Annotated in this window: 20 protein-coding genes and 1 tRNA gene; 14 read left to right on the top strand and 7 right to left on the bottom strand. The window is 41.8% G+C overall.

Translation table 11 applies throughout. The features are described 5' to 3' along the window. Positions 1-11 precede the first annotated feature (11 nt). Complete coding sequence (locus GQR42_RS15350; protein ID WP_158200619.1) at positions 12-2,309, bottom strand: RelA/SpoT family protein; 2,298 nt, start codon at positions 2,307-2,309, stop codon at positions 12-14. Positions 2,310-2,534: 225 nt separating this feature from the next. On the opposite strand from GQR42_RS15350, the gene patD reads away from it, so the two are divergent. The 6 genes from patD (at position 2,535) to GQR42_RS15320 (ending at position 8,848) form a co-directional block, all read left to right on the top strand. Further along, entirely contained in the window at positions 2,535-2,891 is a 357-nt protein-coding gene (gene patD, locus GQR42_RS15345; RefSeq protein ID WP_158200618.1) for a heterocyst frequency control protein PatD, read from the top strand. 75 nt (positions 2,892-2,966) lie between these two features. Continuing rightward, positions 2,967-4,592 carry a dipeptide ABC transporter ATP-binding protein gene (locus GQR42_RS15340; RefSeq protein ID WP_158200617.1) on the top strand — a complete coding sequence of 542 codons (1,626 nt, stop codon included), beginning with the start codon at positions 2,967-2,969 and terminating at the stop codon, positions 4,590-4,592. Between the two features lie 55 nt (positions 4,593-4,647). Then, positions 4,648-4,893, top strand: a complete 246-nt coding sequence (locus tag GQR42_RS15335; RefSeq protein WP_158200616.1) for a hypothetical protein — start codon at positions 4,648-4,650, stop codon at positions 4,891-4,893. After that, positions 4,887-7,019: a glycosyltransferase gene (locus GQR42_RS15330; protein WP_158200615.1), complete on the top strand. Its 2,133-nt coding sequence runs from the start codon at positions 4,887-4,889 to the stop codon at positions 7,017-7,019. Before GQR42_RS15335 ends, GQR42_RS15330 begins: the two co-directional genes overlap by 7 nt. Positions 7,020-7,341: 322 nt before the next feature. After that, entirely contained in the window at positions 7,342-8,307 is a 966-nt protein-coding gene (locus GQR42_RS15325) for a M48 family metallopeptidase (protein WP_158200614.1), read from the top strand. Between the two features lie 274 nt (positions 8,308-8,581). Then, on the top strand, positions 8,582-8,848 hold the full coding sequence (locus GQR42_RS15320; RefSeq protein ID WP_002739044.1) for a DUF6761 family protein: 267 nt from the start codon (positions 8,582-8,584) through the stop codon (positions 8,846-8,848). A gap of 195 nt (positions 8,849-9,043) precedes the next feature. On the opposite strand, the gene dacB is transcribed toward GQR42_RS15320, so the two are convergent. Then, the gene (dacB, locus tag GQR42_RS15315; protein ID WP_158200613.1) at positions 9,044-9,934 is read right to left on the bottom strand and encodes a D-alanyl-D-alanine carboxypeptidase/D-alanyl-D-alanine endopeptidase; all 891 of its coding nucleotides are present in this window, start codon (positions 9,932-9,934) and stop codon (positions 9,044-9,046) included. Between the two features lie 254 nt (positions 9,935-10,188). Between dacB and GQR42_RS15310 the strand changes: the two genes are divergently transcribed. After that, positions 10,189-11,169, top strand: coding sequence for an ABC transporter ATP-binding protein (locus GQR42_RS15310; RefSeq protein WP_158200612.1), 981 nt, complete (start codon positions 10,189-10,191; stop codon positions 11,167-11,169). A 48-nt stretch (positions 11,170-11,217) separates the two neighbouring features. On the opposite strand, the gene GQR42_RS15305 is transcribed toward GQR42_RS15310, so the two are convergent. Further along, positions 11,218-11,850 (bottom strand): Uma2 family endonuclease, encoded by a 633-nt coding sequence (locus GQR42_RS15305; protein ID WP_002755412.1) that lies wholly within the window; start codon positions 11,848-11,850, stop codon positions 11,218-11,220. A 262-nt stretch (positions 11,851-12,112) separates the two neighbouring features. On the opposite strand from GQR42_RS15305, the gene GQR42_RS15300 reads away from it, so the two are divergent. From GQR42_RS15300 to trxB, 5 genes are all read left to right on the top strand, one after another. Continuing rightward, positions 12,113-13,264 carry a hypothetical protein gene (locus tag GQR42_RS15300; RefSeq protein WP_233271025.1) on the top strand — a complete coding sequence of 384 codons (1,152 nt, stop codon included), beginning with the start codon at positions 12,113-12,115 and terminating at the stop codon, positions 13,262-13,264. A 73-nt stretch (positions 13,265-13,337) separates the two neighbouring features. After that, positions 13,338-14,108, top strand: a complete 771-nt coding sequence (locus GQR42_RS15295) for an HAD family hydrolase (RefSeq protein WP_158200611.1) — start codon at positions 13,338-13,340, stop codon at positions 14,106-14,108. Between the two features lie 134 nt (positions 14,109-14,242). Beyond that, the gene (locus GQR42_RS15290; RefSeq protein WP_158200610.1) at positions 14,243-14,830 is read left to right on the top strand and encodes a Panacea domain-containing protein; all 588 of its coding nucleotides are present in this window, start codon (positions 14,243-14,245) and stop codon (positions 14,828-14,830) included. Further along, the gene (locus tag GQR42_RS15285) at positions 14,802-15,179 is read left to right on the top strand and encodes a hypothetical protein (RefSeq protein WP_158200609.1); all 378 of its coding nucleotides are present in this window, start codon (positions 14,802-14,804) and stop codon (positions 15,177-15,179) included. Before GQR42_RS15290 ends, GQR42_RS15285 begins: the two co-directional genes overlap by 29 nt. Positions 15,180-15,400: 221 nt before the next feature. Continuing rightward, positions 15,401-16,759 carry a thioredoxin-disulfide reductase gene (trxB, locus tag GQR42_RS15280; protein ID WP_158200608.1) on the top strand — a complete coding sequence of 453 codons (1,359 nt, stop codon included), beginning with the start codon at positions 15,401-15,403 and terminating at the stop codon, positions 16,757-16,759. Positions 16,760-16,850: 91 nt separating this feature from the next. On the opposite strand, the gene GQR42_RS15275 is transcribed toward trxB, so the two are convergent. After that, complete coding sequence (locus GQR42_RS15275) at positions 16,851-17,087, bottom strand: hypothetical protein (protein ID WP_233271023.1); 237 nt, start codon at positions 17,085-17,087, stop codon at positions 16,851-16,853. A gap of 5 nt (positions 17,088-17,092) precedes the next feature. On the opposite strand from GQR42_RS15275, the gene GQR42_RS15270 reads away from it, so the two are divergent. Then, positions 17,093-17,923: a metal ABC transporter permease gene (locus GQR42_RS15270; RefSeq protein ID WP_158200606.1), complete on the top strand. Its 831-nt coding sequence runs from the start codon at positions 17,093-17,095 to the stop codon at positions 17,921-17,923. 245 nt (positions 17,924-18,168) lie between these two features. Here the strand turns inward: GQR42_RS15270 and GQR42_RS15265 are convergent, their stop codons facing one another. Both GQR42_RS15265 and surE read right to left on the bottom strand, forming a co-directional pair. After that, positions 18,169-18,750, bottom strand: coding sequence for a DUF3727 domain-containing protein (locus tag GQR42_RS15265; RefSeq protein ID WP_158200605.1), 582 nt, complete (start codon positions 18,748-18,750; stop codon positions 18,169-18,171). A 47-nt stretch (positions 18,751-18,797) separates the two neighbouring features. Then, positions 18,798-19,610 (bottom strand): 5'/3'-nucleotidase SurE, encoded by an 813-nt coding sequence (surE, locus tag GQR42_RS15260; RefSeq protein ID WP_158200604.1) that lies wholly within the window; start codon positions 19,608-19,610, stop codon positions 18,798-18,800. A 55-nt stretch (positions 19,611-19,665) separates the two neighbouring features. Between surE and GQR42_RS15255 the strand changes: the two genes are divergently transcribed. Beyond that, positions 19,666-19,738: transfer RNA gene (locus tag GQR42_RS15255), tRNA-Arg, on the top strand. 511 nt (positions 19,739-20,249) lie between these two features. Here GQR42_RS15255 and GQR42_RS15250 read toward each other — a convergent pair. After that, positions 20,250-23,666, bottom strand: a complete 3,417-nt coding sequence (locus GQR42_RS15250) for an Eco57I restriction-modification methylase domain-containing protein (RefSeq protein WP_158200603.1) — start codon at positions 23,664-23,666, stop codon at positions 20,250-20,252. Positions 23,667-23,736 lie beyond the last annotated feature (70 nt).

Below are 23,736 nucleotides of genomic sequence, written 5' to 3'. Positions count from 1 at the left end.
CCAGGTTTAACCTACTCTCGATCGCTTTTTACCTGACTGATGCGACGAACGTTTAAAATATCGCTGATCAGCTTAATTTGACTAACACAGCGTTCAAATTGTTGCAGGTCTTTTACTTCAATTTTCAGGGAAATCAAAGCGGGTTTACCGAAATTAGTCTTAACTCCGGCATTGCGAACGTTAATATTTTGGTCACTTAAACGAGAGAGAATATCTTTTAAAACCCCGACGCGATCAATCACTTCAATCTGAATATTTACCGGATAAGTTGGATAACGTCCCTGGTCATCTATAGGGTTCCAACTAACAGGGATTAGGCGTTCAGCTTCGGCTTTTTCCACATTCGAGCAGCCCTGACGGTGAATAACAATGCCTTCCCCCGCATGGGCAACTATACCAGTAATATTTTCCCCGGGTAAAGGACAACAACAACCGGCTAAACGATAGAGTAATCCCTCCACACCGGCGATGGGTGATTTACTAGCAGGTAAAGCCCTTTGAACGGGAGAAGATGGTAGAATCAATTGGGAATCAGTCAGGACATCGGGCGGATTTTTGACCGTTAAAATTTCCTGTTGATTTTTAACTGTTTCTTGCAGACGATTAACCACATTTTTTAGGGTAACTTCGCCGTAACCCAAAGCCGCCAATAAATCATCTACTGCCACATAATTGCACTGTTTAGCCACCGATTGCATTCGTTCCGATTTCAGCAGAGCATCGAAGCCAGTTTTACCCAATTCTTTCTCTAATAAATCACGACCTCGGCTAATATTTTCTTCTCGTCGCGATTTTTTGTACCATTGTCGGATGCGATTTCTGGCACTAGGAGTAACGACAAAATTTAACCAATCTAAACTAGGGTGACTATGCTTGCTGGTGAGAATTTCCACCAGATCACCATTTTGCAAGGGAGCATCAAGAACTGACCATTTACCATTAATTCTTGCCCCTTTCATCTGATTACCTACTTCGCTATGAATATGATAGGCAAAATCTACTGGTGTCGCACCTTGGGCCAGGGCCACCACATCACCTTTGGGGGTGAAAACATAGATATCTTCTTCAAAGAAATTATTTTTCAGACCATCCATGTATTCTTGGCCATCTTTCAGGTCTTTTTGCCAGTCAAGAAGATTACGCAGCCAAGAGAATTTTTCATCCGCAGCGGTTAAAGTTGTTTGACTAGAACCAGTTTCTTTATACTTCCAATGGGCTGCAATCCCGTATTCAGCAACATGGTGCATTTCTAGGGTGCGAATCTGCACTTCTAGGGGACGGGCATTTAAACCAACAACGGTGGTGTGGAGGGATTGATAACGGTTAGCTTTTGGTAAACCGATATAGTCTTTAAAACGGTTGGGAATCGGGGTAAATTGGTCGTGAACTACGGCTAAACAACGATAACATTCCTCTTTGGTTTCGACGATAATGCGGACGGCGGCGATATCATAAATCTGCTCGAATTCTTTGCCCTGATTGTGCATTTTATGATAGATGCCGTAGAGATGTTTGGGGCGACCTTGTAAATCAAGAACTTTTATGCCAATTTCTTGCAATTTTTCCCGCAATGTGTTAGTAACGGTTTCGATGCGGGCCTCTCGATCGATGCGTTTTTCCGATACCAATAACTGGACTTGACGATAAGCATCGGGTTCGAGGTATTTAAAGCATAAATCCTCTAATTCCCATTTAAATCGCCCAATCCCTAAACGGTTAGCCAGAGGAGCAAAGATTTCTCTAGTTTCGAGGGCGATGCGTTGCTGCTGTTGCGGGTTGAGGTGTTCGAGGGTTTGCATATTGTGCAGGCGATCAGCTAATTTGACCACGATGACGCGGATATCTTGAGCCATCGCCAGGAACATTCGGCGAAAATTCTCCGCTTGCCGTTCAGTTTTGCTAGAAAAGTTGAATTTGGAGAGTTTTGTCACCGCTTCCACCAAATTACGCACCTCGACACCGAATCTATCCTCGATTTCTTCGGGGGTGACTTCCGTATCTTCCACCACATCGTGAAGGAATCCCGCTGCGATCATTGCCCCATCACCCCCCAGATCTCGCAGTAATCCCGCTACAGCTATAGGATGGGCGATATAGGGTTCCCCGGATTTGCGATACTGGCCCGCGTGGAGTTTGTGGGCGAAATTAAAGGCCCTAGAGATTAAATCGATATCGGGATTCTGGGGGTCGTTTTCGTGGGTAATTAGGCATTCTTTCAGCCAATCGGGTAAAACTAACGCTTTTTTCGGTTCCGTGGCCCGGGGAAGGACGGTCAGGGGTTCTGGTTGGATGGCAGTGATGGCGTTCATGGTTAGATCGGGGAGATGGAGAATAGGGGTGATGGAGACGGATAACTAGCAAATTATTAGGCCGAAGGGATGCCAGATTGCTTAACTCTCTAACACTGGAATCGGATCGATCGGCGAAAAGGGCGGGATTCTTTTAAGTTTTTGTCTCTGGTCGGGAGGAGGACTTGCAACCGTGACGGCAAATCGTTAATCTTATGTAACAAATTCTAACGCGCTTTGTATTGGATGCTACCGACAAATTACCATCAAGCCTACAAATCTTTGTTAAGAAAACTGGAGGATTTCAGTCTTGCCCTTCTGGATGGGGATGCTTCCACGGGGTTACAATCTTTTCAAGCTTTACAAACCTGTCTAGAAGGGGAGATATTGTCACTAAATGATGACAATTTCAGCCCAGAGGTGGCTAATCGTTGGCGCGCGGTCCAGACGGAACTATATCGATCGTGGCGATTGCTGGAGACGGATTGGTTATTTTTGGCCTCGGCGCGGCAAGGACGGGAGAAGCGTTTACGGATAATTAGCGAGCGAGTGGCGACTTTAAAGGGGTATTGTCGGGTTTTGTTAGGGGCAGTTGTCGATTAGTGATTAAATGCTCGATCGCCGTTTGTGTGGCATACTTGACCCTAAGTCCTAACTTTTATCGTTACCGATCGCATTATGTTGGAAATTAAAGACCTAAAAATTGCCTACCCGACCGAATTAAGTTCTCCTTCTTGGGTGATCGATGGGGTGTCTTTTAGTATAGGCAAAGGGGAAACTCTGGGATTAGTGGGTGAATCTGGTTGTGGAAAATCGACCATCGGTAAGGCTATTTTAAGGTTATTACCTAATCACACTCACGTGGAAGGGGAGATTACCTTTGAAGGGCGATCGCTTTTATCTTTATCTAGCAAAGAGTTAGAAAAGTTTCGCGGGGAAAAGGTGGGGTTAGTGTTTCAAGATCCGATGACGCGACTAGATCCGCTGATGACTATTGGCGATCATTGTGTGGAAACTTTGCAAGCTCATCGAGGAAATTTAACCTATCGTCAAGCTAAAATTCAAGCTTGTACTGTCCTAGAAAAAGTAAAAATTCCCGCTAATCGTTGGTCCCAATATCCTCACGAATTTAGCGGGGGAATGCGGCAAAGAGTGGCTATTGCTTTAGCTTTATTATTAAACCCTAAGTTAATGATTGCCGATGAACCCACCACCAGTTTAGATGTGACAGTTTCGGCGGAAATTCTGCGGGAATTAAAGCGTTTATGTAGCGAGGAACAGATGGGATTATTGTTAATTTCCCATGATTTAGCGCTGGTGGGAGAATATTGCGATCAATTAGCGGTGATGAAGGGGGGCAAAATTGTCGAATCGGGAGCGGTAAAAACAGTTTTTAATACACCTCAACACCCCTACACTCGTTCTCTTTTGGCCGCCGCTTTACACCTACAATTACGGGAGGAAAATTTCACAGCAATTCAACGCAAAGAAACGGTGTTAAAGGTGGATAATTTAAAACAGTATTATACCCTAGAAGCTAACTTTTTAGATAGTTTTTTCAAAAAAGAAAAGAAATTTATTAAAGCGGTGGATGAAGTCAATTTTGAACTGTATCGAGGGGAAATTTTCGGTTTAGTTGGGGAGTCGGGATGTGGGAAAAGTACCCTATCGCGAACCCTATTACAGTTAATTAAACCCACGGGGGGAAAAGTGGAATTTTTAGGAGAAGATTTAACCCCTTTGTCGGGGGAAAAAATGCGTCGAAAACGGCGCTTAATGCAGATGATTTTTCAAGATCCCCTCGCTTGTCTCAATCCTCTAATGACGGTGGGAGAAAGTATCGCCGATCCGCTTTTGATTCATCAAAAAGTTAGCCTAGAAACGGCTAAAAAACAGGTTTTAGAAATGTTAGAGCGAGTCGGTTTAACACCAACAGAGGAATTTTATCGACGCTATCCTAGAGAGTTATCGGGGGGACAACAGCAAAGGGTAGCCATTGCTCGTGCTTTAATTACTCGTCCCGAATTAGTTATTTGTGATGAACCGGTTAGTATGCTCGATGCGACTGTCCAGACACAGGTTTTAGAGTTAATGTTAGAGTTACAAAAGTTATTTAATCTCACTTATTTATTTATAACTCATGATCTTTGGTTAGCGAGATTCCTCTGCGATCGAATTGCGGTGATGACTGCGGGTAAAATTGTTGAAATGGGTGACACTGAACAAATTTTTAGCCATCCCCAACACCCCTACACCCAAAAATTAATCGCTGCAGCCCCGAGAATTTATCCCGATAGGAACTAAAATTGCTCTGGGGGTTTATAATTGTTATTATCTAGATATAGTTAGGAAAGACAAAATGACCAGACAACTTCAGATAAGTCTCCCTGAAGATACTATGCAACTTCTCGATCGATGGTTGGCGAGTAGTGATTATCCTGAAAAAGAATATAATAATTTAATTAATGAAGCGATTAAATTATATATTATGGAACAACAGAGAAACTACCTCAAGCAACAATTAAAGGAAGGAGCTATTGTTAGAGCAGAAAGAGATTTAAATTTAGCACAAGATTGGGTTTCTCTAGAGGAAAAATTATGGTAATAATGATTATTTTTAAAGTTAAAAAACTGCTCAAAAAATTTGTCTTTAGTCTCCAAGAGGAAGGATGGAACCCAGCACTCAAAAAGACGAAACGAAAAATTATTAAAATTCTCACAGGAAAGAGTTCCTCTGAATTTGAAGAACAGGTGCTTGAAAGTGCTAAATTAGCCGAACCCCGACCCCTAGAAATTGCCAGTAGTGACAATCCTTTAGTCTCGATTATTATTCCTGTTTATAACCAATTTGCCTACACCTTTAACTGTCTGGAATCCTTGAGTGTTAACTTAAGTTCTGATTTAGCTTATGAAATAATCATTGTTAATGATGCTTCCACTGATGAAACCTTAGAACAATTAGCCACTTTAGTTAAAGGAATTAAAGTATTAACGAATGCGGAGAACTCTGGTTTTATTCGTTCCTGTAATTATGGAGCTAGTCAAGCAAAAGGTCAATACCTATATTTTCTCAATAACGACACTCGTATTCTGGAAAATTGTCTAGAAAGTTTAGTGAAATTAATTATCAATAATCCCCAAGTTGGTGCGGTGGGTTCTAAGTTAATTTATGCTAATGGTAAACAACAAGAAGCGGGAGGAATTATCTGGAATTCTGCCGATGGTTGGAATTATGGACGCTTAGATAGTCCCGAGGAGCCGGAATATAATTATGTGCGTCCCGTGGACTATTGTTCGGGAGCAAGTTTATTAGTTCCTACGGACTTATTTAAGCAATTAGGTGGTTTTTGTCAAGACTTTATCCCCGCATATTACGAAGATACAGACTTATGTTTTGCCATCCGAGAATTGGGTTATCAAGTCCTCTATCAACCCCAATCTAACGTCATTCACTACGAAGGAATCACCTCAGGAACAGACCTTTCTACTGGGATAAAACAATATCAAGTTATTAATCAAACTAAGTTTCGAGAAAAATGGTCAAAGGTATTAACCAAACACTTAGATAACGATGCTAATAATGTACCCAAAGCTGCCCGACGTTTACAAGGAAACCCGACAATTTTAGTCATTGACTCCTACGTTCCACTATACGATCGAGAATCCGGCTGTGTGCGTTTATTAAATATTCTTAAGCTCCTGCTCAATTTAGGCTATTCAGTGATTTTCTTTCCCGATAATGGCTATCCTGAACAACCCTATACTTCCGTCCTGCAACAGCTGGGAATTGAGGTTATTTATGGCACACCGCAAAGATATAATCTAGAAGAAAAATTAATCAAATATTTACCTCTGATAGATGGAGTTTGGTTGTGTCGTCCCGAATTGTGCGATAAGTATATGGATTTAATTCGCTTAAAAACAAAAGCACCAATTATTTATGATACAATCGACCTGCATTTTCTACGTTTAAAACGACAAAAAGACTATCTCGATCCCAGTTATCAAAATACTAGCTGGAGTTGGCAAACCTATCAAAAATTAGAGTTAAACTATGCTAACCAAGCGGAAGCAACCGTGGTAGTAACGGAAGACGAAAAGCAGGTTTTATCCTCTTTAGGAGTGAAAAATGTTTGGGTAATCCCCAATATCCATGAAGAAATTTCCCTGTCAGAAAAAGTTGCTTTTGACCAGCGATCAGGTTTAGTATTTATTGGTAGCTACAATCACCCTCCTAATATTGATGCAGTTAAGTGGTTATGTTTAGAAATTATGCCCTTAGTTTGGGCATCCCGTCCTGACATTACCGTTAATTTATTGGGAAGTAACCTCAAGGATGAAGTTAAGGAATTAGCCAATGATCAAGTAATTGTCACCGGTTATGTTCCCGAAGTAGAACCCTATTTTCAAAAGAGTCGCATTTTTGTTGCTCCCCTGCGATTTGGTGCGGGAATGAAGGGTAAAATAGGTCAAAGTCTTTCCCTAGGATTACCCACTATTACCACAAAAATTGGTGCCGAAGGTATGGGATTAATTGACCACCAAGATGTTTTAATTGCCGATACTGCCGAGGAATTTGCCCAAGCAGTGATCGAACTCTATGATCATAGGGAATTGTGGCAAAAACTCGCTGATAATTCCCTAGAAACTATTAAGAGATACCAACCCGCTACCGTGCAAACTAACCTAGAAGCTTTGTTATCTAATCTAGGAATTATTGCTAAGGTATAGTTAACAATAATAAAGCTCATTTCTCCCACAGATATATTCTATGTCACCGCAACCAAATAAACGCTAGAATCCGCAATTTTGCAGATGTATCAAGCATTTGTATAGGATCAATTTAGGACAAATTTTGACTTTTTTATTCTATAAACCTCTTGCATAATTAATTTTTGAGGTTTCAAAAACGGCAAGAATAAGGATTAAATGGCATAAAATCTGTAAATAGAGCCTTTAATTGCTTATTATTCATTCTTAATTCTCCGGACGACCGGCTACTGACTCCTAACCCTAACAACAATTTTTGATTTTTACAAGAGGTTTGATTAATATGCCAACTTATCCTGATATTTCCAGTCAAGCTTTTAAACATCCCCTAGATCAGCAAGCTGAACAGGCCTTAAGATCAGTTCCGGGGTTTGACTTATTAGCGAAAAGTTTTTCTGAATATCTCTATGAACGTCCTCAACAAATTTTATTAATGGGCAATGATCTAAAAGTCGGCCCGCGTCAATACGCCACTTTATACGGTATATATCGCCAATGTCTGCGGGATTTAGATATGTTCCCAGAACCGAATCTTTATGTCAGTCAAAATCCTTTAGCCAATGCCTATTCTTTGGGTTCAGAACATCCCTACATTGTCTTTAATACTGCCCTTTTAGACCTATTAGATGAAGAAGAAATTCGGGTAATTCTTGCCCACGAATTAGGTCATTTAAAATGTGATCATAGTATTTTAATTCAAATGTCTTTTTGGGTGATGGGGGCGGCTAATTTCCTTGGAGACATCACTTTAGGACTAGGAAAAGCCATTACTACTGGTCTAGTTTATGCCTTTTATGAATGGCGAAGAAAAGCCGAATTATCAGCAGACAGAGCGGCTTTATTAGTTACCGATGATTTAAATTTAGTCCTGAGAACTTTAATGAAATGTGCAGGAGGAAGCCAAAAATATCTGCATGAATGCAACTTAGAAGAATTTATTCGCCAAGGGGAAGCCTACCGACAATTAGACCAAGATAACTTAAACCAGATTTATAAATTTCTCATTTATAATGGCGGTAATGGTTCCTTTTTAACCCATCCTTTTTCCGTGGAAAGAGTCCAGTATCTACAGGAATGGTTTAACTCGGAATCCTATCGTCAAATTCGGCGCGGTAACTATGCCAAAACAGGGGTAAAAAGCTCAATTAATGTTGATGCTAATGATAGCGAAAGCGAAAGATTACAGCGACAAATAGCAGAACTACAGGCAGAAATTGAACGGGCAAAAAGACAAAGAAACCCTGAATAATCTATAGGAAGGCGGTCGGCGGGAGGCAGCTTTGTTCTCCCCACACCCTACTTCCCCCACTCCCCACACCCTACTTCCCCCACACCCCACACCCTACTTCCCCCACACCCCACACCCCACACCCCACACCCTTTACTGATCACTGAAAATACCCTCGTCTGTGTTTTGGCGATTTGGTCGGTACAATAGAGATATAGGAGACCAAGAACAGCAATTCTCCCTACGATTATCGATAAACACTTACCCCCACTCTCTCTTTTTTGTTCTACTGCCCATGCTCCAAGATACCCAATCCATTCGTTACTATCAAAGACTAACCGATGACATGGTGGATCTTTGGCACCGTGGCTCGCGTTTTGATGAAATCCGGCTATATGTAGAAGGCTATTTAGCCTGTTTACGCGATTCTAGTTCCATAGAACCCTATCTAATTCATCGTCTCGAAGAGGAAATATTTCGTTTTCTGCGAGATCCTTCTAATTTTGAATATCTCTCCCCCCAAACCCAAACCCAAACTGAAGCAGATTATGGCTATTATTAACCCCATCTCGGGTTAAGGGAATTTGGCCATCAGTTCCGCAAAAAAAAATCGGATTGACTCGCGAGAATCGCCCCGGGATTAAACCTCTTGCACACAGCAGAATTGAGGAGTTAGGAGTCGGGAGACAGAAGGGAAATCCTTACCCAATCGGGTTTCCACTAACTGTCAGGACGATTGGGTTTTTTTACAGGAGAGCTACTGAGCTTGACAGGAACGAGATTGGGTCATCTGTAGGACAATAGTATCGATCGCTTTCACTAGAGCCTGTCCGGAAACCCGTTGATTATTAACGATAATGCTAAATAACATCGGTTCTTGGTGGGGGTTTTCTAGATAACCCGATAGGGCCCGCACACCGGTAAGAGTGCCGGTTTTAGCGTAAACTGTGCCAGTAGCGGCCGTCTGACGCATTCGGTTTCTCAGGGTGCCACTAATTCCCGCTACTGGTAAGGAAGCATAGAAAGTGTCTCGATTAGGAGAATAATACATCACCCGCAAAATTTCCACGATCGAGCGGGGAGTAGCGGTATTACGACGGGATAATCCCGAACCATCGGCGAGACGAAAACCACTGGGATTGATGCCCAATTGTGCCAAGATGGCAGTAACATTTTTAGAACCGCCGATAAAGCGAAAAAGAGTGTCAGCGTAGAAATTATTACTTCTCTGATTAGTGATATTCACCCAATCGCGCAGGGATTTCTTCTGAATTGTCGTTTCCGGGTTCATCACTTGTAAAGCGGCAGCCGTGGTAAATAACTTTGTATTAGAAGCAGGGATAAAATAGCGATCGGCGTTATGACTATAAATAACCGTTTGGCGATCGATAGATTCGATTAATATACCCCACTGATTGGGAGCTTGACTAATAACTTTATCGATATTTGCCCCAATCAATTGAGTACAGGTATTATTATTGGTGTTATTGTTTTCTGGCGGGGGAACGTATAATTCTATGGATTCGTTCGACGAGGGGGGATAGGGATAAACAGACAGATTAACTTGAGCGATGCTAGGGTAGGCCAAGGCGATAGTGGCTACACTGGCCACTGTCAGGGAATTGAGGCTATTGAGGAGTTGTTTCATGCTGTGTTTGTATCAGAGTCTGGTTTCCATAAGCGTTCGCCCTATTGTACCAGTTGCTGCTCAAGTGTCAAAGTTACCTGTCTAACAGATTTTAGCCGCAATTCTCACCAATGCCAGAGCCGACAAATACCCCTCTTCAAGACCGGTTGGAATTTTTCTGGGTTCCAAAACCGGGCTATTTTGATACCGTTGACATTGCTGGTGACAATTTGGGGATAATAAAGGCAAAGTGTAGGAAAAGGGATATCAGACCCATGTATTCTGTCTCAGATGATTCCAAAACAATGACGAATACCAGCCGTCAAACTGTGCTAGAGACGTTAAACTTACAAAAAACTTATCGGACGGGATTCTGGTTAAATAAGAAAATCGAATCCTTGAAAAACTGCACTTTAATTGTCCATGAGGGCGAAACCTTTGGATTATTAGGCCCGAACGGGGCCGGCAAAACCACGCTCTTAAAAACCCTTTTGGGGATTGTTCGACCCACTTCCGGACGGGCCTTGATTCTCGGTCAACCAATTGGCGATCGCTCGGTCAGGCAACGCATCGGCTATCTTCCTGAAAATGCCTACTACTACGACTATCTCACCGGCTGGGAATTCCTGCAATTAATCGGCGGCATTTTTCAAATTCCCTCTTCTGTGCAGAAAAAACGCATTCCTGAATTATTGGATTTAGTGGGATTAGACCGCAAAACTGCCCAGAAAAAACAATTGCGTCAATATTCTAAGGGTATGATGCAACGGATCGGTATAGCTCAAGCATTAATCAATGATCCCGAATTAGTCTTTTTCGATGAACCGATGTCGGGACTGGACCCTATCGGTCGCTATCAGGTGCGAGAAATTATTCAATCCCTCAAACAACGGGGGAAAACCATCTTTTTTAACTCTCATATTCTCTCCGATGTGGAACAAATTTGCGATCGCATTGCCCTGTTGGCCCGGGGAGAATTACTCTGTGTCGGTTCCCTCGATCAAATTCTCGGTCGTGCTGATGTCTATCAGGTGATTGTTCAAGGTGGTGGGGAGGATCAACTACAGCAATGGCTCCTCGGTTTGCATTGGCGCGATAATTGTTGGCACGGACAATTACAGGGAGAACCCGATGCTTTTCTGGCTGCCCTGTCTAGTATGGATGTTCGCTTGATCAGTCTTAATTTAGCTCGTGCTTCCCTCGAAGAATTTTTTATCGACCAATTACGTCAGCGCGGTATTACCTCTAGTCAATAGGCACTCTCAGAGCAAATCCGTTTTTAATAGTAGCCAAGAAACATCCTCTCAGATTTGGTCAGGATTAATGCCCAATTCCCGCAGTTTATTGGCTAATCGTTCCGCTCGTTGTTTTTCCTCGTTATAGCTAGTGAAAGCTTGTCCATCGGGATAAAAAAGCAACATTTCCGGTTCCCCCAACTGAAAACGAATACCTAAACGGGGACTAACCCAATTATCGAGAGTTTCCAGAATTTCTAGCTGATTTTCGCCTCTTATCCAACCACTGGCATCGTTTTTATGGGGATCATAAAGATAATACTCCTCGACCCCATAACGGTCATAAAATAGCTGTTTTTTGGCCATTTCCGTGAGGGTGTTACCCGGAGAGAGGATTTCAAAAACCACCTGGGGACTAATGTTATTTTCTAGCCATTGTCGATAGGAACCTCTTTCCCCTTTTGGTCTGCCAAAAACCACCATGATATCTGGCGCTTGACGCAGTTTATTATCATTTTCCACGGGATACCAGAGTAAATCCCCCGCAACAAAGACATCAGACTGCTCGCGAAATAGCCAGTCTAAATTAGTTTTAATTGTCGTGATCCAACGAAATTGTAGGGTATTATCGGCCATAGGTTGACTATCGCTATCGGGGTAGATAATTTCAGTGACGTTAGTTTTATCTAGTTGCGAAACCATAAGACTAAGTTAAAAGTGAAAAATATAATTCTATAATAGCGGGCATTTGTATTATATAGCAATTCTTCGGCTGGGTTAACAAGGCCTAGTCCACCATCTCTTGACAAATAGGATAACTTGTGCATTACTATATCTCGCTCTATCCTGATATTTTTCTGAAGCTAGAAGGGTATATTAAGAAAGATTCCGATCAACGCTTATTGAGATAAATCTATTATGCTTATTTATTTTATTCATGGAGTGGCCACAAGAGACGCTAGTTATGCCAATAAATAAATTAATTAAACTAATTGAAGAAGAATGTAAACGCAAAAATCTGGTGATTCCCTGCTGTTATGCGGGATTTTGGGGAAATGTTCTCAAAGGAACCGAAAAATTATGGCGAGATATTGATCAAGAATTACAGACACAAAAACAGAAAAATAGTAATTTTAATCCCGAGCAATCCTTTCGCTATCAAAATTTTAGAAAAGAGTATTTATCTTATTTTATCGGTGACGCATTTAGCTATTTAGGCAGCGATCGAGGAAAACAAATTCGCCGCATTATTGCCGATCAATTAATCGATCTTATTCAAGCTTATCCCCAGGAAAGCGAATTACATATAGTTGCCCATTCTTTGGGTACTGTAATCCTTTGGGATCTGTTATTTTCCGAGCGTTTTGATCCTAAGGATCCCACTCATGAAATTCGTGATCTTATCGGTAAAGAACGGGGCAAACTTTCCCTAGCTAGTGTAACAACAATGGGTTCACCGATCCCATTTTTGAATTTAACTTTAGGCATTGATACCAATCAAATTGAAAAATTTATTAGCCAGCATCAAGTCCGGCGTTTGCTCTGGAATAATCTGATCAATTCCTCCGATATTATCGCTTACCCAATTCGTCCTCTTTTTGATTCTATAACCGATGTATCCAAGATTTTAATGAGCGATTATTATCTAGAAGCGACTGGCAATATTTTTGATTCTGTAGAAATTGCTGCCGTTGTCTTGAATTCCCTTAATGCTCATACCTATTATCTAACATCAGATAAAGTGGCCAAAAATATCGTAGAGACAATTTATTTTAATCAGCAGGATTATAATCATGGCCATAGTTACAGTAATAACACTTGTGTTGATCTTGCCATAGAAAGAATAGCCAAAATATCTGGAGTAACTAAAGATGTGGTAAAAATGAAACCTTTAAAAGAAAAAATATTACTAGAAGGTAAATTTAAAGATGCTAGTGGTTATATTTATTTAAGCTCAGATCTATATCGTGTCCATCATGTTTATATACAGGACAATCATCAAAATATCGTATATGCTGTATATGTGGGTTGGATTCATGTAGAGGGATTAAAAAATTCTGTTACAGAAATCATCAGACAGCTATGTTATATCAACGATGAAGCGATGAACACCTAATAGCATGATGTACCAGACAATTTTTTAATTTTCCCTGCGCTATACTGCCATTATTGAGATTAAACCAGCATTTATGAATCAATCCCCCCGCATTCTAGCACTCGATTTTGATGGTGTTCTTTGTGATGGCATGATCGAGTATTTTCAGATTAGCAAACGCACCTATGAAACCCTTTGGCCGGAAACAATTCCCGAGGATTTTTTTCCTAGGTTTTCGCAACTTCGTCCCGTTATCGAAACCGGTTGGGAAATGCCTTTACTGTTGCGATCGCTCGTTCTCGATATTCCTGACGAGGAAGCTTTAAATAATTGGCCGTCAATCGTCCAAAATATACTAGAAAGGGAGAAAATAGCGAAAAAAGTTCTCTCAAATGCTCTCGATGGTCTTCGGGATCGATGGATTGAGTCGGATCTAGAGTCTTGGTTAGCCTTACATCAATTTTATCACCCCGCGATCGATCGCCTGGCCTCTCTTTTAGACTCGGATTTTTTGGTTTATATCATCACTACCAAAGAAAGCCGTTTTGTCAAGCAATTGTTACAAAAAGTAGCAATTAATTTTCCTACAGCGAGATTAATTGGCAAGGAAATTAAACAGCCGAAATACGTCACTATTCAGCAAATACTAGCTGATTTACCAGAATATCCCGCTAATTTGTGGTTTGTCGAGGATCGTCTCGATGCGTTGGAATTAGTGCAACAACAAGCAGATTTAAACGATGTGGGCTTATATTTAGCCGATTGGGGATATAATACCGCTCAAATGCGCCAAAAAGTTGCTCAAGATACCCGCATTAAGCTGTTATCCCTATCTCAATTTGCGGCAGACTTTACCCACTGGTAGAGTTAGTAACGAAAAATATTAAAACTTCCCCCATTACCCCATGAGCATTGTTAAGCTTTCTTCATACACTTGTACTAATTGTCAATTTCTTCTACAATGGTCATAGGTCGATATTCCAAAAATTTTGTGGAGCTATGATTGACTGCCTGACTGTGGCTCGCTACTTTATTATCAGAGCTTACGAGGATGGTATAGACGCTGAAATGACTAATATGAAAGTCCAAAAGCTTTTATATTATGCACAGAGCTTGCATTTGGCCCTATACGATGAACCATTGTTTAAGGAGGAAATTCAAGCATGGCGTTACGGTCCGGTTTGTCCTGCTGCTTATAAGTTCTACAGTGATTTTGAGGCTAAACAATTACCAATTCCTCGCCAAGAATCCTTGTCTGGGCTGCCATCGGAGAAAAAAGAACTTTTAGAAGAAATTTGGCAATATTTCGGTAACTACCACGCCTATCGGTTGAGTGATATGACTCACGCGGAGTTTCCTTGGAAAAAGGCTCGTAAAGGTCTGCCACCAGAAGAAAGTTCCACAGAGCCAATTCTCCTTGATGATATGAAAGCATTAGGTTATCAAAAGCTTGATTTGATAGAACAGGAACATCCTGCCTACAAACCGGCCATGTCTGAAGTTTTGAAGGAGGCATTGGCTACGAAATCTTCTCATCCTATTGGGAAAGGAGAAGTGCATGACTGGCTCAATTCCCTTCTCGATTGAATCTTCTGACAACTTCGAGCGCTCTTTCAAAAAACTGGCAAAAGTTCACAAAAATAGCTTTGTTGAACTTATTGCCAAAACTTTAGAGGATTTAATCGATGACCAATATCCCCATAACTCCCGCCAGGAACCTCTACCGGGGAAAATTCAGTTGCCGGAAAGCTGGACTTTTCACAAGCTCGATATCCGGGTTTCAAAAGGTGCTGCGGGGCAAATTAGATTAATGTATTTAGTGAGCGCGACTACCTACACAGTTAAACTGGTTTGGATTTACAGCCATGAGCAGTTTGTCAAACGTCCTGCTGATGCCGATTTAAAAGCTATTATCCGAGATATTCTGGATTTTTAGGCAGAAATCTACTTCTTGGTAGGTTAGGACGAATATGACACTAAATCCGTTGAGTATAGGCTACTTATAAGGATAGGTAAAAGGCACTCTTGCAATAGGCAATAGGCAAAAGGAGGAATAGATAATCAGTCTTTAATAACCGCATTTAGTATTACACAGATAACCAGTAACTGATGCTGCTATACTAAAAAGCGTAGTCGTTATGAGTTGCATTTACGGTTATGACTGTCGAGAATTTAGTCGTTATTGGTTCGGGACCCGCGGGATATACGGCGGCGATTTATGCGGCGCGAGCGAACTTAAAACCCTTGATGTTTGAGGGTTTCCAAGCGGGAGGCATTCCGGGGGGACAATTGATGACCACCACAGAAGTAGAAAATTTCCCCGGTTTTCCCGAAGGAATCACCGGTCCGCAGCTGATGGAAAGAATGAAGGAACAGGCCGAAAGATGGGGGACCCAATGCTATACCGAAGATGTTATCTCGGTGGATTTAAGTCAGCGTCCTTTTACCATTCGTTCCACGGACCGGGAAGTTAAGGCCAATAGTATTATTATCGCCACCGGAGCCACTGCCAAGCGCTTAGGATTACCCAGCGAGGCCCAATTTTGGAGTAACGGGATTTCCGCTTGTGCTATCTGTGACGGTGCTACACCGATATTTAGAGAGGAAAACCTCGCTGTCATTGGTGGCGGTGACTCGGCGGCAGAAGAAGCCGTATATTTAACTAAATACGGCTCCCACGTCCATTTATTGGTGCGCGGGGAAGCGATGCGTGCCTCAAAAGCAATGCAGGACCGGGTGTTAAATAATCCGAAAGTTACCGTTCATTTTCACACCCAAGCGGTGGATGTGTTCGGTACAGGCGGTAAAATGGCAGGATTACGCATTAAAAACTCGCAAACGGGAGAAATCAGCGAATTAGCCGTTAGAGGGTTATTTTATGCCATCGGTCACACTCCCAATACTTCCCTATTCCAAGGACAATTAGAATTAGACGAGGTGGGTTATGTAAAAGTTAAACCGGGGACTGTTGCTACCAGCGTCGAGGGAGTTTTTGCCGCAGGAGATGTGCAGGACCACGAATACCGTCAGGCCATCACTGCCGCAGGTACGGGGTGTATGGCGGCGTTATTGGCAGAAAGATGGTTATCGGAGCATAATTTAATCCAAGAATACCGTCAATCAGCCACTTCTGAACATTACGAGACGAAAACCGTTAGCGAAACCCCGGCCGATACGGAGGAGACTTTTGATATTCACAAAACCCGTCACGTTGGGGGTTATGCTTTGCGGAAATTATTCCACGACGGCGATCGCTTGTTAATGGTAAAATATGTTTCTCCCACCTGTGGCCCCTGTAAAACCCTGAAACCGATTTTAGATAAAGTGGTGGATGAGTACGATGGCAAAATTTATTTTGTGGAAATTGACATCGAAGCTGACCCAGAAATTGCCAAAATGGGTCAAGTAACCGGGACTCCCACGGTACAATTCTTTAAGGACCGGGAATTAGTCAAGGAAATGCGCGGAGTCAAACAAAAAAGCGAATTTCGTCAAGTAATTGAGAGTTATCAATAATCAGTTATCAGTTATCAGTTATCAGTTATCAGTTAGCAGTTATCAGGATTCAGGATTCAGTTATCAGGATTCAGGAGTCAGGATTCAGGAGTCAGGAGATAGGAGACGGGAGATTATTTTTATTTATTCTCCCCACTTCCCCACCTCCCCACTTCCCCACTTCCCCACCTCCCCACTTCCCCACCTCCCCACTTCCCCACTTCCCCACCTCCCCACTTCCCCACTTCCCCACCTCCCCACTTCCCCACCTCCCCACTTCCCCACTTCCCCACTTCCCCACCTCCCCACTTCCCCACTTCCCCACCTCCCCACTTCCCCACTTCCCCACACCCTATGCTAGAGGCTTTACAATTTGATTTTATGCGCCAGGCAATCGCCGCAGGAATATTAGTTAGTATTGCCTGTGGGATTGTGGGTACTTTGGTAGTAGTTAATCGCGTGGTTTTTATCAGTGGGGGAATCGCTCACGCTGCCTATGGAGGGATAGGAATCGGTTATTTTTTTGGGATTAATCCTGTGGTGGGGGCGATATTTTTTACCTTTTTTTCGGCTTTAGGCATGGGATTTTTACAGCGTCGTATCCAGGAGAGAGCCGATACTTTAATCGGCGTGATGTGGGCGATTGGTATGGCGATTGGGGTAATTTTTATTGATTTAACCCCCGGTTATAAAGCTGATTTAATGAGTTATCTTTTTGGTAGTATTTTAACTGTACCGAGGGATGATTTATGGATAATGGCAGCAATAGATATATTAATTATCACCTTAGTTAGTATCTTTTATAAGGAGTTGTTAGCCATATCTTTTGATGAAACCTTTGCGATTATTCGTAATATTCCCGTAGAGATAATTTATTTGGGTTTAATGGGAATAACTGCTTTAACTATTGTGGCAGTAATGCAGGTGGTAGGATTAATTATGGTAATTGCTTTGTTAACTATTCCTGCGGCTATCAGTGGACAATTTGTTAAAAATATGAAGGGAATGATGGTCCTAGCGATTATTTTAGGAATTGTCTTTACTTTGGTTGGTTTATGGTTATCCTATAGTTTAAATCTCACCTCGGGGGCAACAATTATTTTAGTGGCAGGATTGGGTTATTTAATCAGTCTTACTTGGAAACCTTTCATCCTTACTATCACCAGAAAAATAGCTAATCTTTAAAGCTCTCCCGGGTTGTGGTGATATAGCATTTATCTTAATAGTAAGGTATGAGGTTTTTATTTTGGGGAGACAGGAGCCTGTTGTCAATACCCAATTAGGCTATACTTCATCTTTATGAGAAACGCCCTAATTTAAAGAAAAAATACCAAATCCGTTTTAATCCCGATGATGATGAAATCCCGAAAGATATACTGTGACTAGATTTATCAATAATTTTGGTCAGCGGATTTGGTAAAATCAAGTAATTAATCGAGTTCATCAAACAAAAGTTCCTCTAGAATCGGTCCCATACCGTCATCATCGGGGGAAACTAATTCAACTTTCCCTTCCCCATCACCGGCGGCTAAGAATAACAAAGGAGCAAGGGGACTGTAAATCGAGTATTTTTGGTCTTCCGAAAAGAAACTGGCGAGAAATTGCAATTCTTCCGGCTCTGATGACGAGGAGGGTTCATCGCTATCGATTTCTAAACTGAGAACATTATCTTCTTCTAGGGGCGGTAATTCACCACTAACAGTTAAAGTGTGAGCAGTGGGTTTGAGCAATAGGTCTAATTCTGCTAAAACTGCCTTAGCATCGGCGAAAATCCGCTCGATTTCCTCGCTATCTTCGATTAAGAAGGCATCGGATTCTTCTTCCTCCGATTCCTCATCCCAAGCTAGAATCATCACCGGGGTATCCACGGGGACAAGAAGCATATAGGTAAGGTCATCGGTTTCATAGGCATTCTCAATATAACAGTCTAGAGATCGACCTTGCTCATCCCAGAGGGTTATGATATCCGCTTCTTCGAGTTCGTTTTCTTGAAAATTAAATTGAGGGGACATAGGCTCTCAAACGCTAATGATTGAATCAGAATATCATGAGATGCTCCTCAATCAAGCCAAGAATTCCGGTGCAAATGTCGAAAACCCTGCACATCAGTTAAATTGTATTGGAGGGGCGTGATGGTGATAAAATTCTCGCCAATAGCGCGCACATCCGTAGGCACTTCGGGGGGTAAATGGCTGTAGTCCGGTTGTTCGATATCCTCCACCACTTCCCCAATTAACCAGTAATAACTTTTACCCCTGGGGTCGAGTCTTTTCTCGAAGGTTTCCTCGTAGCGTCGCAATCCCTGCCTAGTGATTTTCACTCCCTTGATTTCGGCACTACTAACCGGAGGGACGTTGACATTGAGTAAAGTGGGAACCGGAAAAGGGTTAAGGGTAACTTTCCTGACTAACTTGAGGGCAAAATCCGCAGCCGGTTGGAAATCACAGGCTTTAAAACTAGCGAGACTAACAGCAATACTGGGAATACCTTCGATTAAGCCCTCCAGGGCTGCGGAAACCGTGCCAGAATAGAGGATATCAGTGCCGAGATTAGACCCGTGGTTAATGCCAGCTAAAACCAAATCGGGAGGCTCTTTGAGGACGGCACTAAGGGCAAATTTCACCGAATCGGCCGGAGTTCCCGAACAGGACCAGGCAATCACCTCGGGATGAAAAATTCCTTCCACCTGTTCGGCCCGGATGGGATGGTGTAGGGTTAAGCCATGACCAGTAGCAGAGCGCTCGCCATCGGGACAAACTACGGTGACTTGATGACCGGCGGCAGCGAGGGTGTTGGCAAGGGTGCGGACTCCTAGGGCGGAAATGCCGTCGTCATTACTGATAAGTAGTTTTAAAGAGCGATCGCTAGTCATGGAATTTCTGCTCTACTGCGCCAGCTAGTGGTATAATGTAATGGTATTTTATCGTGGGTACGTAGCTCAGAGGATAGAGCACCAGGTTCCGGTCCTGGGTGTCGGGGGTTCGACTCCCTCCGTACTCGTTAAGACATCAGCAGATAGGAGATTACTTTTATTTATTCTCCCCCCGCAACGCGCACGAAGTGGTCTCCCCACTCTGCAATAACTACTGGCTGCCAGAAATCCGTTGCCCTCATATCATACTTTGTGCTTTTTGTCAAAAAAACTTTTTTTTTGCAATAAAACTACACAAAAAAAAGATCATCGTTGTGGGTGAAATTGACTAATTCCCCCGTCTTAATTGGGATTACCTTCTAGGTGTGGCAAGGGTTTCAACCATTGCTGCCCAAAAAAGCACGGAATAACCCATTATGAAATTCAGCAAAATCGCTGTAACCATTGTAACATCGTTGTTAAATAAAAATCTTTCTCAATTAATTTTTAAGAATTTATAAATATTGCGGAATGTTAATTTAAATATTCTCAAGTGTCTAGAGTCAATACATAATTTTTGCTTATCTTTGTCCAACATTGGGTTAGTATTCTCCGAGTCAGTATTCAGCTTTTTTCTCCCCTCTCCCTTCTCCACTTCCCCTACAGGTTTTGGTACGCTTTGAGGGTGGCAGTTTTGACGCTTTCGGAAACGAGGGGAAAGGTACTTAATATATGCTGAAATTCTATCTCATTTAATTCATACAAGTGGGCTACTATTGCATCTAGTTTAGCCAGAATTTTTGCTCTTTCTGTCTCCTCTGTCACTCCATTTTTATGGGAACCTATCCCCACTTCTTTCGCTAATTCGTCAAATTCTTCGCTTACACAAATCAATTTTGCTGCCTTTTCTACTATCTCCTCAAAGTATCTATCTCCCTCTTTTAATCGGGGGATAGGAGTTTGATAGATGTAGAAAAACGATAAATGAGATGTGACTTTATCTCGGATACTTCTATCAAAAACAAAACTATTAAAAATAGATAATAGATAACATCTTTCTTTTAAATTTATAGTTGGTTGCTTATCAATTTTCTCTAAACTCATTGTATGAGGACAAAACACATTAGGAGGTAAAATTGTCGCTATCATGGTTCTAATATCCGTATTTCTGGCAACATCACGAAATCCTAAACGATAGGTTTGATAGTCTAAGATTTGACCGTTATCGACTTCACCGCGTTTTAATAAAGCTTGTCTTGCTTCTTTTTCATCTAACCAGTATTTCGGTAAAGCATACTGATGGGTGAATTGATGAATCATTTTTCCTTCGTAGAGAGGTAATCTTCCCTTTGCGGGTTCAGTTTTAAATAAATGACTATCATTAGTCATGTGAAATTCTGATGTTAACTTGAGATTCCATGTATCGGGAAGGGTTTCTCCTAACAGGGGAAAACGAGACATTTTTTCGGCAATCTGAATATCTATATCCTGTTTAAATTCCATTACCGAGAGGGAATCGGGGGATAGTTTGCGGATTAAATCGACGCTAATTACTAAACTGTCTTTATGGGGAAAACGTTGTAATTCCTCAACATCGTGACGCATAAACTCCACAGGAAAGGAAAGAGTTTGTTTATTTTTCTCGAAGGAGAGGATAACAAATTTAAAGCTTCTATGAACGTTGTCAAAAATTTCTTTACGATTTTCAAAACAAAATAATCCTGTCACCTTTGTTTGAGAAAATAACATTTCTCGCAGTTGCTTGGTTCCCAAATCGGTATAAATCCCACTGGGAATAACCATTCCACATTCACCTTGGGGATGGAGGAGATTAAAACATTGTTCAACAAAAAGCTTATAGAGATTAATATCCGTCCCTTGCTTTTTACCATTCACAATAGAGATTTGATTTTTGTATTGTTCCGAGGAACGAAAATAGAGACTAACGTGGGGGTATTGACTTTGATAATCTAACCATGCTTGAGCAATTTCGGGATTAGTTAACAGTTTTTTCTGTTCCTTTTCAAACGTCTTGATGTCCATCTTATTTTTAGTCACCAAGTCGCTATGCTGAGAAAAAAATTCCTTCGCTTGCGGTTTAAAGACTTCCCAAGGAGGATTAGTGATAATCACATCAAAACCACCCTTTTCCGTAATCAGTTTATCGAAGTGATAACCCCAGTGGAAGGGTTTCAGGGATTGCATATCAGAGAGAGTTAATAAACGTTTCTTTGCTTTTCCCGTTAATTGTGCGGATTCGTACTTAATTGACAACTTACCGCTAAACTCCTCTAGGAGAATTTGGTTTAATTTCACCAAAGATTCGCGGTTAACATCCTCGATGTGATTGCGTAACATCTGGAGACGGTTTTCTTGGGGGGTTCCCTCCACTTCTCCCAACTGAAAAGCGTGTTCCTTGTATAATTCAATACTGCGATTTTTTTCCGTGAGAATTGCCTGATAATTTTGCGCGGTGAGAGATTGTAGGATATTTTCCTCTCCCATGAGATTAAAACTTTTTTCGTCCACGCGAATCAATCCGATGAGGGAATTTCCCGACATGATATTAAAATCAATATTCGGTAGGGGTTCCAATTCCGTCACCGATTGCGCGGCAGCAACTAAAGCAAGAAATAAACGCAGTTTTGCGATTTCTGTCGCTTCCTCCATGATATCGACACCGTAGAGGTTATCGGAAATAATCCGTTTTTTGATGTAATATCCGAGGGAAGGATGGGATTTTCTTACCTCTGCTAACCACTGTTTTAACTTGCTGTCTCCTCGCAGTTCAATTGTTCCAATTACCCCGCTATAAATCGCGATGAGAGTTTTCATCGCAGCCACTAAAAAAGCACCGGAACCACAGGCAGGGTCTAAAATAGAAAGCTGGGGAAGAATATCTTTAATCAAAATCTCACAGAGGGGAGAATCGAGATTGATTAATAGTTCAGAAATACTGGCAAATTGTTTGCGGGGATAAAGTTGATTACTTCTCTCGACAATCCATTTATTAATCGTCCTATCACAGAGATATTCGGTAATCTCCGGACGGGTATAGTAAGCACCGAAAGCTTTTTGGTTGATATACTTTTCAAAGATATATCCCAAGACATCGGGGTTAATTTCGTCATCCCGTCCCCCCGGAGTGTCGTCAAGGTTCCAAGAGTAACGGGAAAATAAATCAAGGATATTCTCAAATGCTTGGTCATCAATACAAATGTTTTGATAACGATTTTCTAGGGGATGTTGGAGAAATAATCCTCCGTTAAGATATTTGACTTTTCCCACCAATGCAGTTACAGATGCGTCTCGTTGGGATTCCGGTTTTGCGAATGCTTGGAAAAAGAGGGTTTGCAGAAACTGACGATAGAATAAATTTTCCCCGCGTCGTTGACTTGCTTGGAACTTATTTTGCAGATAGTTGAAGTCGTTGTCGATAAATCCCTTGCGCTGCAGGAAATAGACGAACATTAAACGGTTGAGGATAACGGAAGTGTACCATTTTCGATCGCTTTCTCGATCGATTCCCTGGATAAAGGGGAGGAACTGTAAATGCTCTCGCTGAAATTCCTGATAAAATTTTTTGGTAATCTTTTCGATATCGAAACCCTTTTGTAAGAGTTGGGCAATTTCGACTACAGAGGGTTCCCCATCTTCAAAGTCGGTGATATCGAGAACTAATTCCGCTAGTTTACTGAGAAATAAATCTCCCGGTTGTCCTTTTATATATAGATGGTCGCGGATTTGACTTTTACTTCCCTCTCTTTTTACCCAGTACCATAAACTGCGCGTCCGTTTGCTATCGACAAAAATCAGCAGATTTTCAGCTATTCTTTCGGTAACTTGTCTCTGAATTTCCTGACGAGTTTGACTATCGGGGATATCTTCCCGACTTACCTCTAATACCACCACTCCCGACACTTCCGCGATTCTCTGACAATTATATTCCTGATTCTCGATGGTAACAGGGAGAGATTTTTTCCCGCGAGGATGGGACCATCCCAATTCCTCGATAAACAGTTCCCCAAATTGGAAGTTAGATAATAAGTCGCGAGTCCGGGAGAAGTTAAGGGACATAATGGACCTCTTGGAAAAATCAAAAATTGTTGTTAGGGTTAGGAGTCACGGAGGTCATATCCCCCTAAAT

The sequence above is a fragment of the Microcystis aeruginosa FD4 genome (genome assembly GCF_009792235.1).
GTDB lineage: Bacteria > Cyanobacteriota > Cyanobacteriia > Cyanobacteriales > Microcystaceae > Microcystis > Microcystis viridis.
The sequence above is the reverse complement of the archived record's forward strand: the minus strand, read 5'-3'. Positions and strand labels throughout refer to the sequence as shown.

Bases quoted from the DNA above. Each gene is read 5' to 3' on its own strand.
- GQR42_RS15350 (WP_158200619.1), bottom strand. From the start codon at position 2,309: ATGAACGCCATCACTGCCATCCAACCAGAACCCCTGACCGTCCTTCCC.
- patD (WP_158200618.1), top strand. From the start codon at position 2,535: ATGCTACCGACAAATTACCATCAAGCCTACAAATCTTTGTTAAGAAAA.
- GQR42_RS15340 (WP_158200617.1), top strand. From the start codon at position 2,967: ATGTTGGAAATTAAAGACCTAAAAATTGCCTACCCGACCGAATTAAGT.
- GQR42_RS15335 (WP_158200616.1), top strand. From the start codon at position 4,648: ATGACCAGACAACTTCAGATAAGTCTCCCTGAAGATACTATGCAACTT.
- GQR42_RS15330 (WP_158200615.1), top strand. From the start codon at position 4,887: ATGGTAATAATGATTATTTTTAAAGTTAAAAAACTGCTCAAAAAATTT.
- GQR42_RS15325 (WP_158200614.1), top strand. From the start codon at position 7,342: ATGCCAACTTATCCTGATATTTCCAGTCAAGCTTTTAAACATCCCCTA.
- GQR42_RS15320 (WP_002739044.1), top strand. From the start codon at position 8,582: ATGCTCCAAGATACCCAATCCATTCGTTACTATCAAAGACTAACCGAT.
- dacB (WP_158200613.1), bottom strand. From the start codon at position 9,934: ATGAAACAACTCCTCAATAGCCTCAATTCCCTGACAGTGGCCAGTGTA.
- GQR42_RS15310 (WP_158200612.1), top strand. From the start codon at position 10,189: ATGTATTCTGTCTCAGATGATTCCAAAACAATGACGAATACCAGCCGT.
- GQR42_RS15305 (WP_002755412.1), bottom strand. From the start codon at position 11,850: ATGGTTTCGCAACTAGATAAAACTAACGTCACTGAAATTATCTACCCC.
- GQR42_RS15300 (WP_233271025.1), top strand. From the start codon at position 12,113: ATGCCAATAAATAAATTAATTAAACTAATTGAAGAAGAATGTAAACGC.
- GQR42_RS15295 (WP_158200611.1), top strand. From the start codon at position 13,338: ATGAATCAATCCCCCCGCATTCTAGCACTCGATTTTGATGGTGTTCTT.
- GQR42_RS15290 (WP_158200610.1), top strand. From the start codon at position 14,243: ATGATTGACTGCCTGACTGTGGCTCGCTACTTTATTATCAGAGCTTAC.
- GQR42_RS15285 (WP_158200609.1), top strand. From the start codon at position 14,802: ATGACTGGCTCAATTCCCTTCTCGATTGAATCTTCTGACAACTTCGAG.
- trxB (WP_158200608.1), top strand. From the start codon at position 15,401: ATGACTGTCGAGAATTTAGTCGTTATTGGTTCGGGACCCGCGGGATAT.
- GQR42_RS15270 (WP_158200606.1), top strand. From the start codon at position 17,093: ATGCTAGAGGCTTTACAATTTGATTTTATGCGCCAGGCAATCGCCGCA.
- GQR42_RS15265 (WP_158200605.1), bottom strand. From the start codon at position 18,750: ATGTCCCCTCAATTTAATTTTCAAGAAAACGAACTCGAAGAAGCGGAT.
- surE (WP_158200604.1), bottom strand. From the start codon at position 19,610: ATGACTAGCGATCGCTCTTTAAAACTACTTATCAGTAATGACGACGGC.
- GQR42_RS15250 (WP_158200603.1), bottom strand. From the start codon at position 23,666: ATGTCCCTTAACTTCTCCCGGACTCGCGACTTATTATCTAACTTCCAA.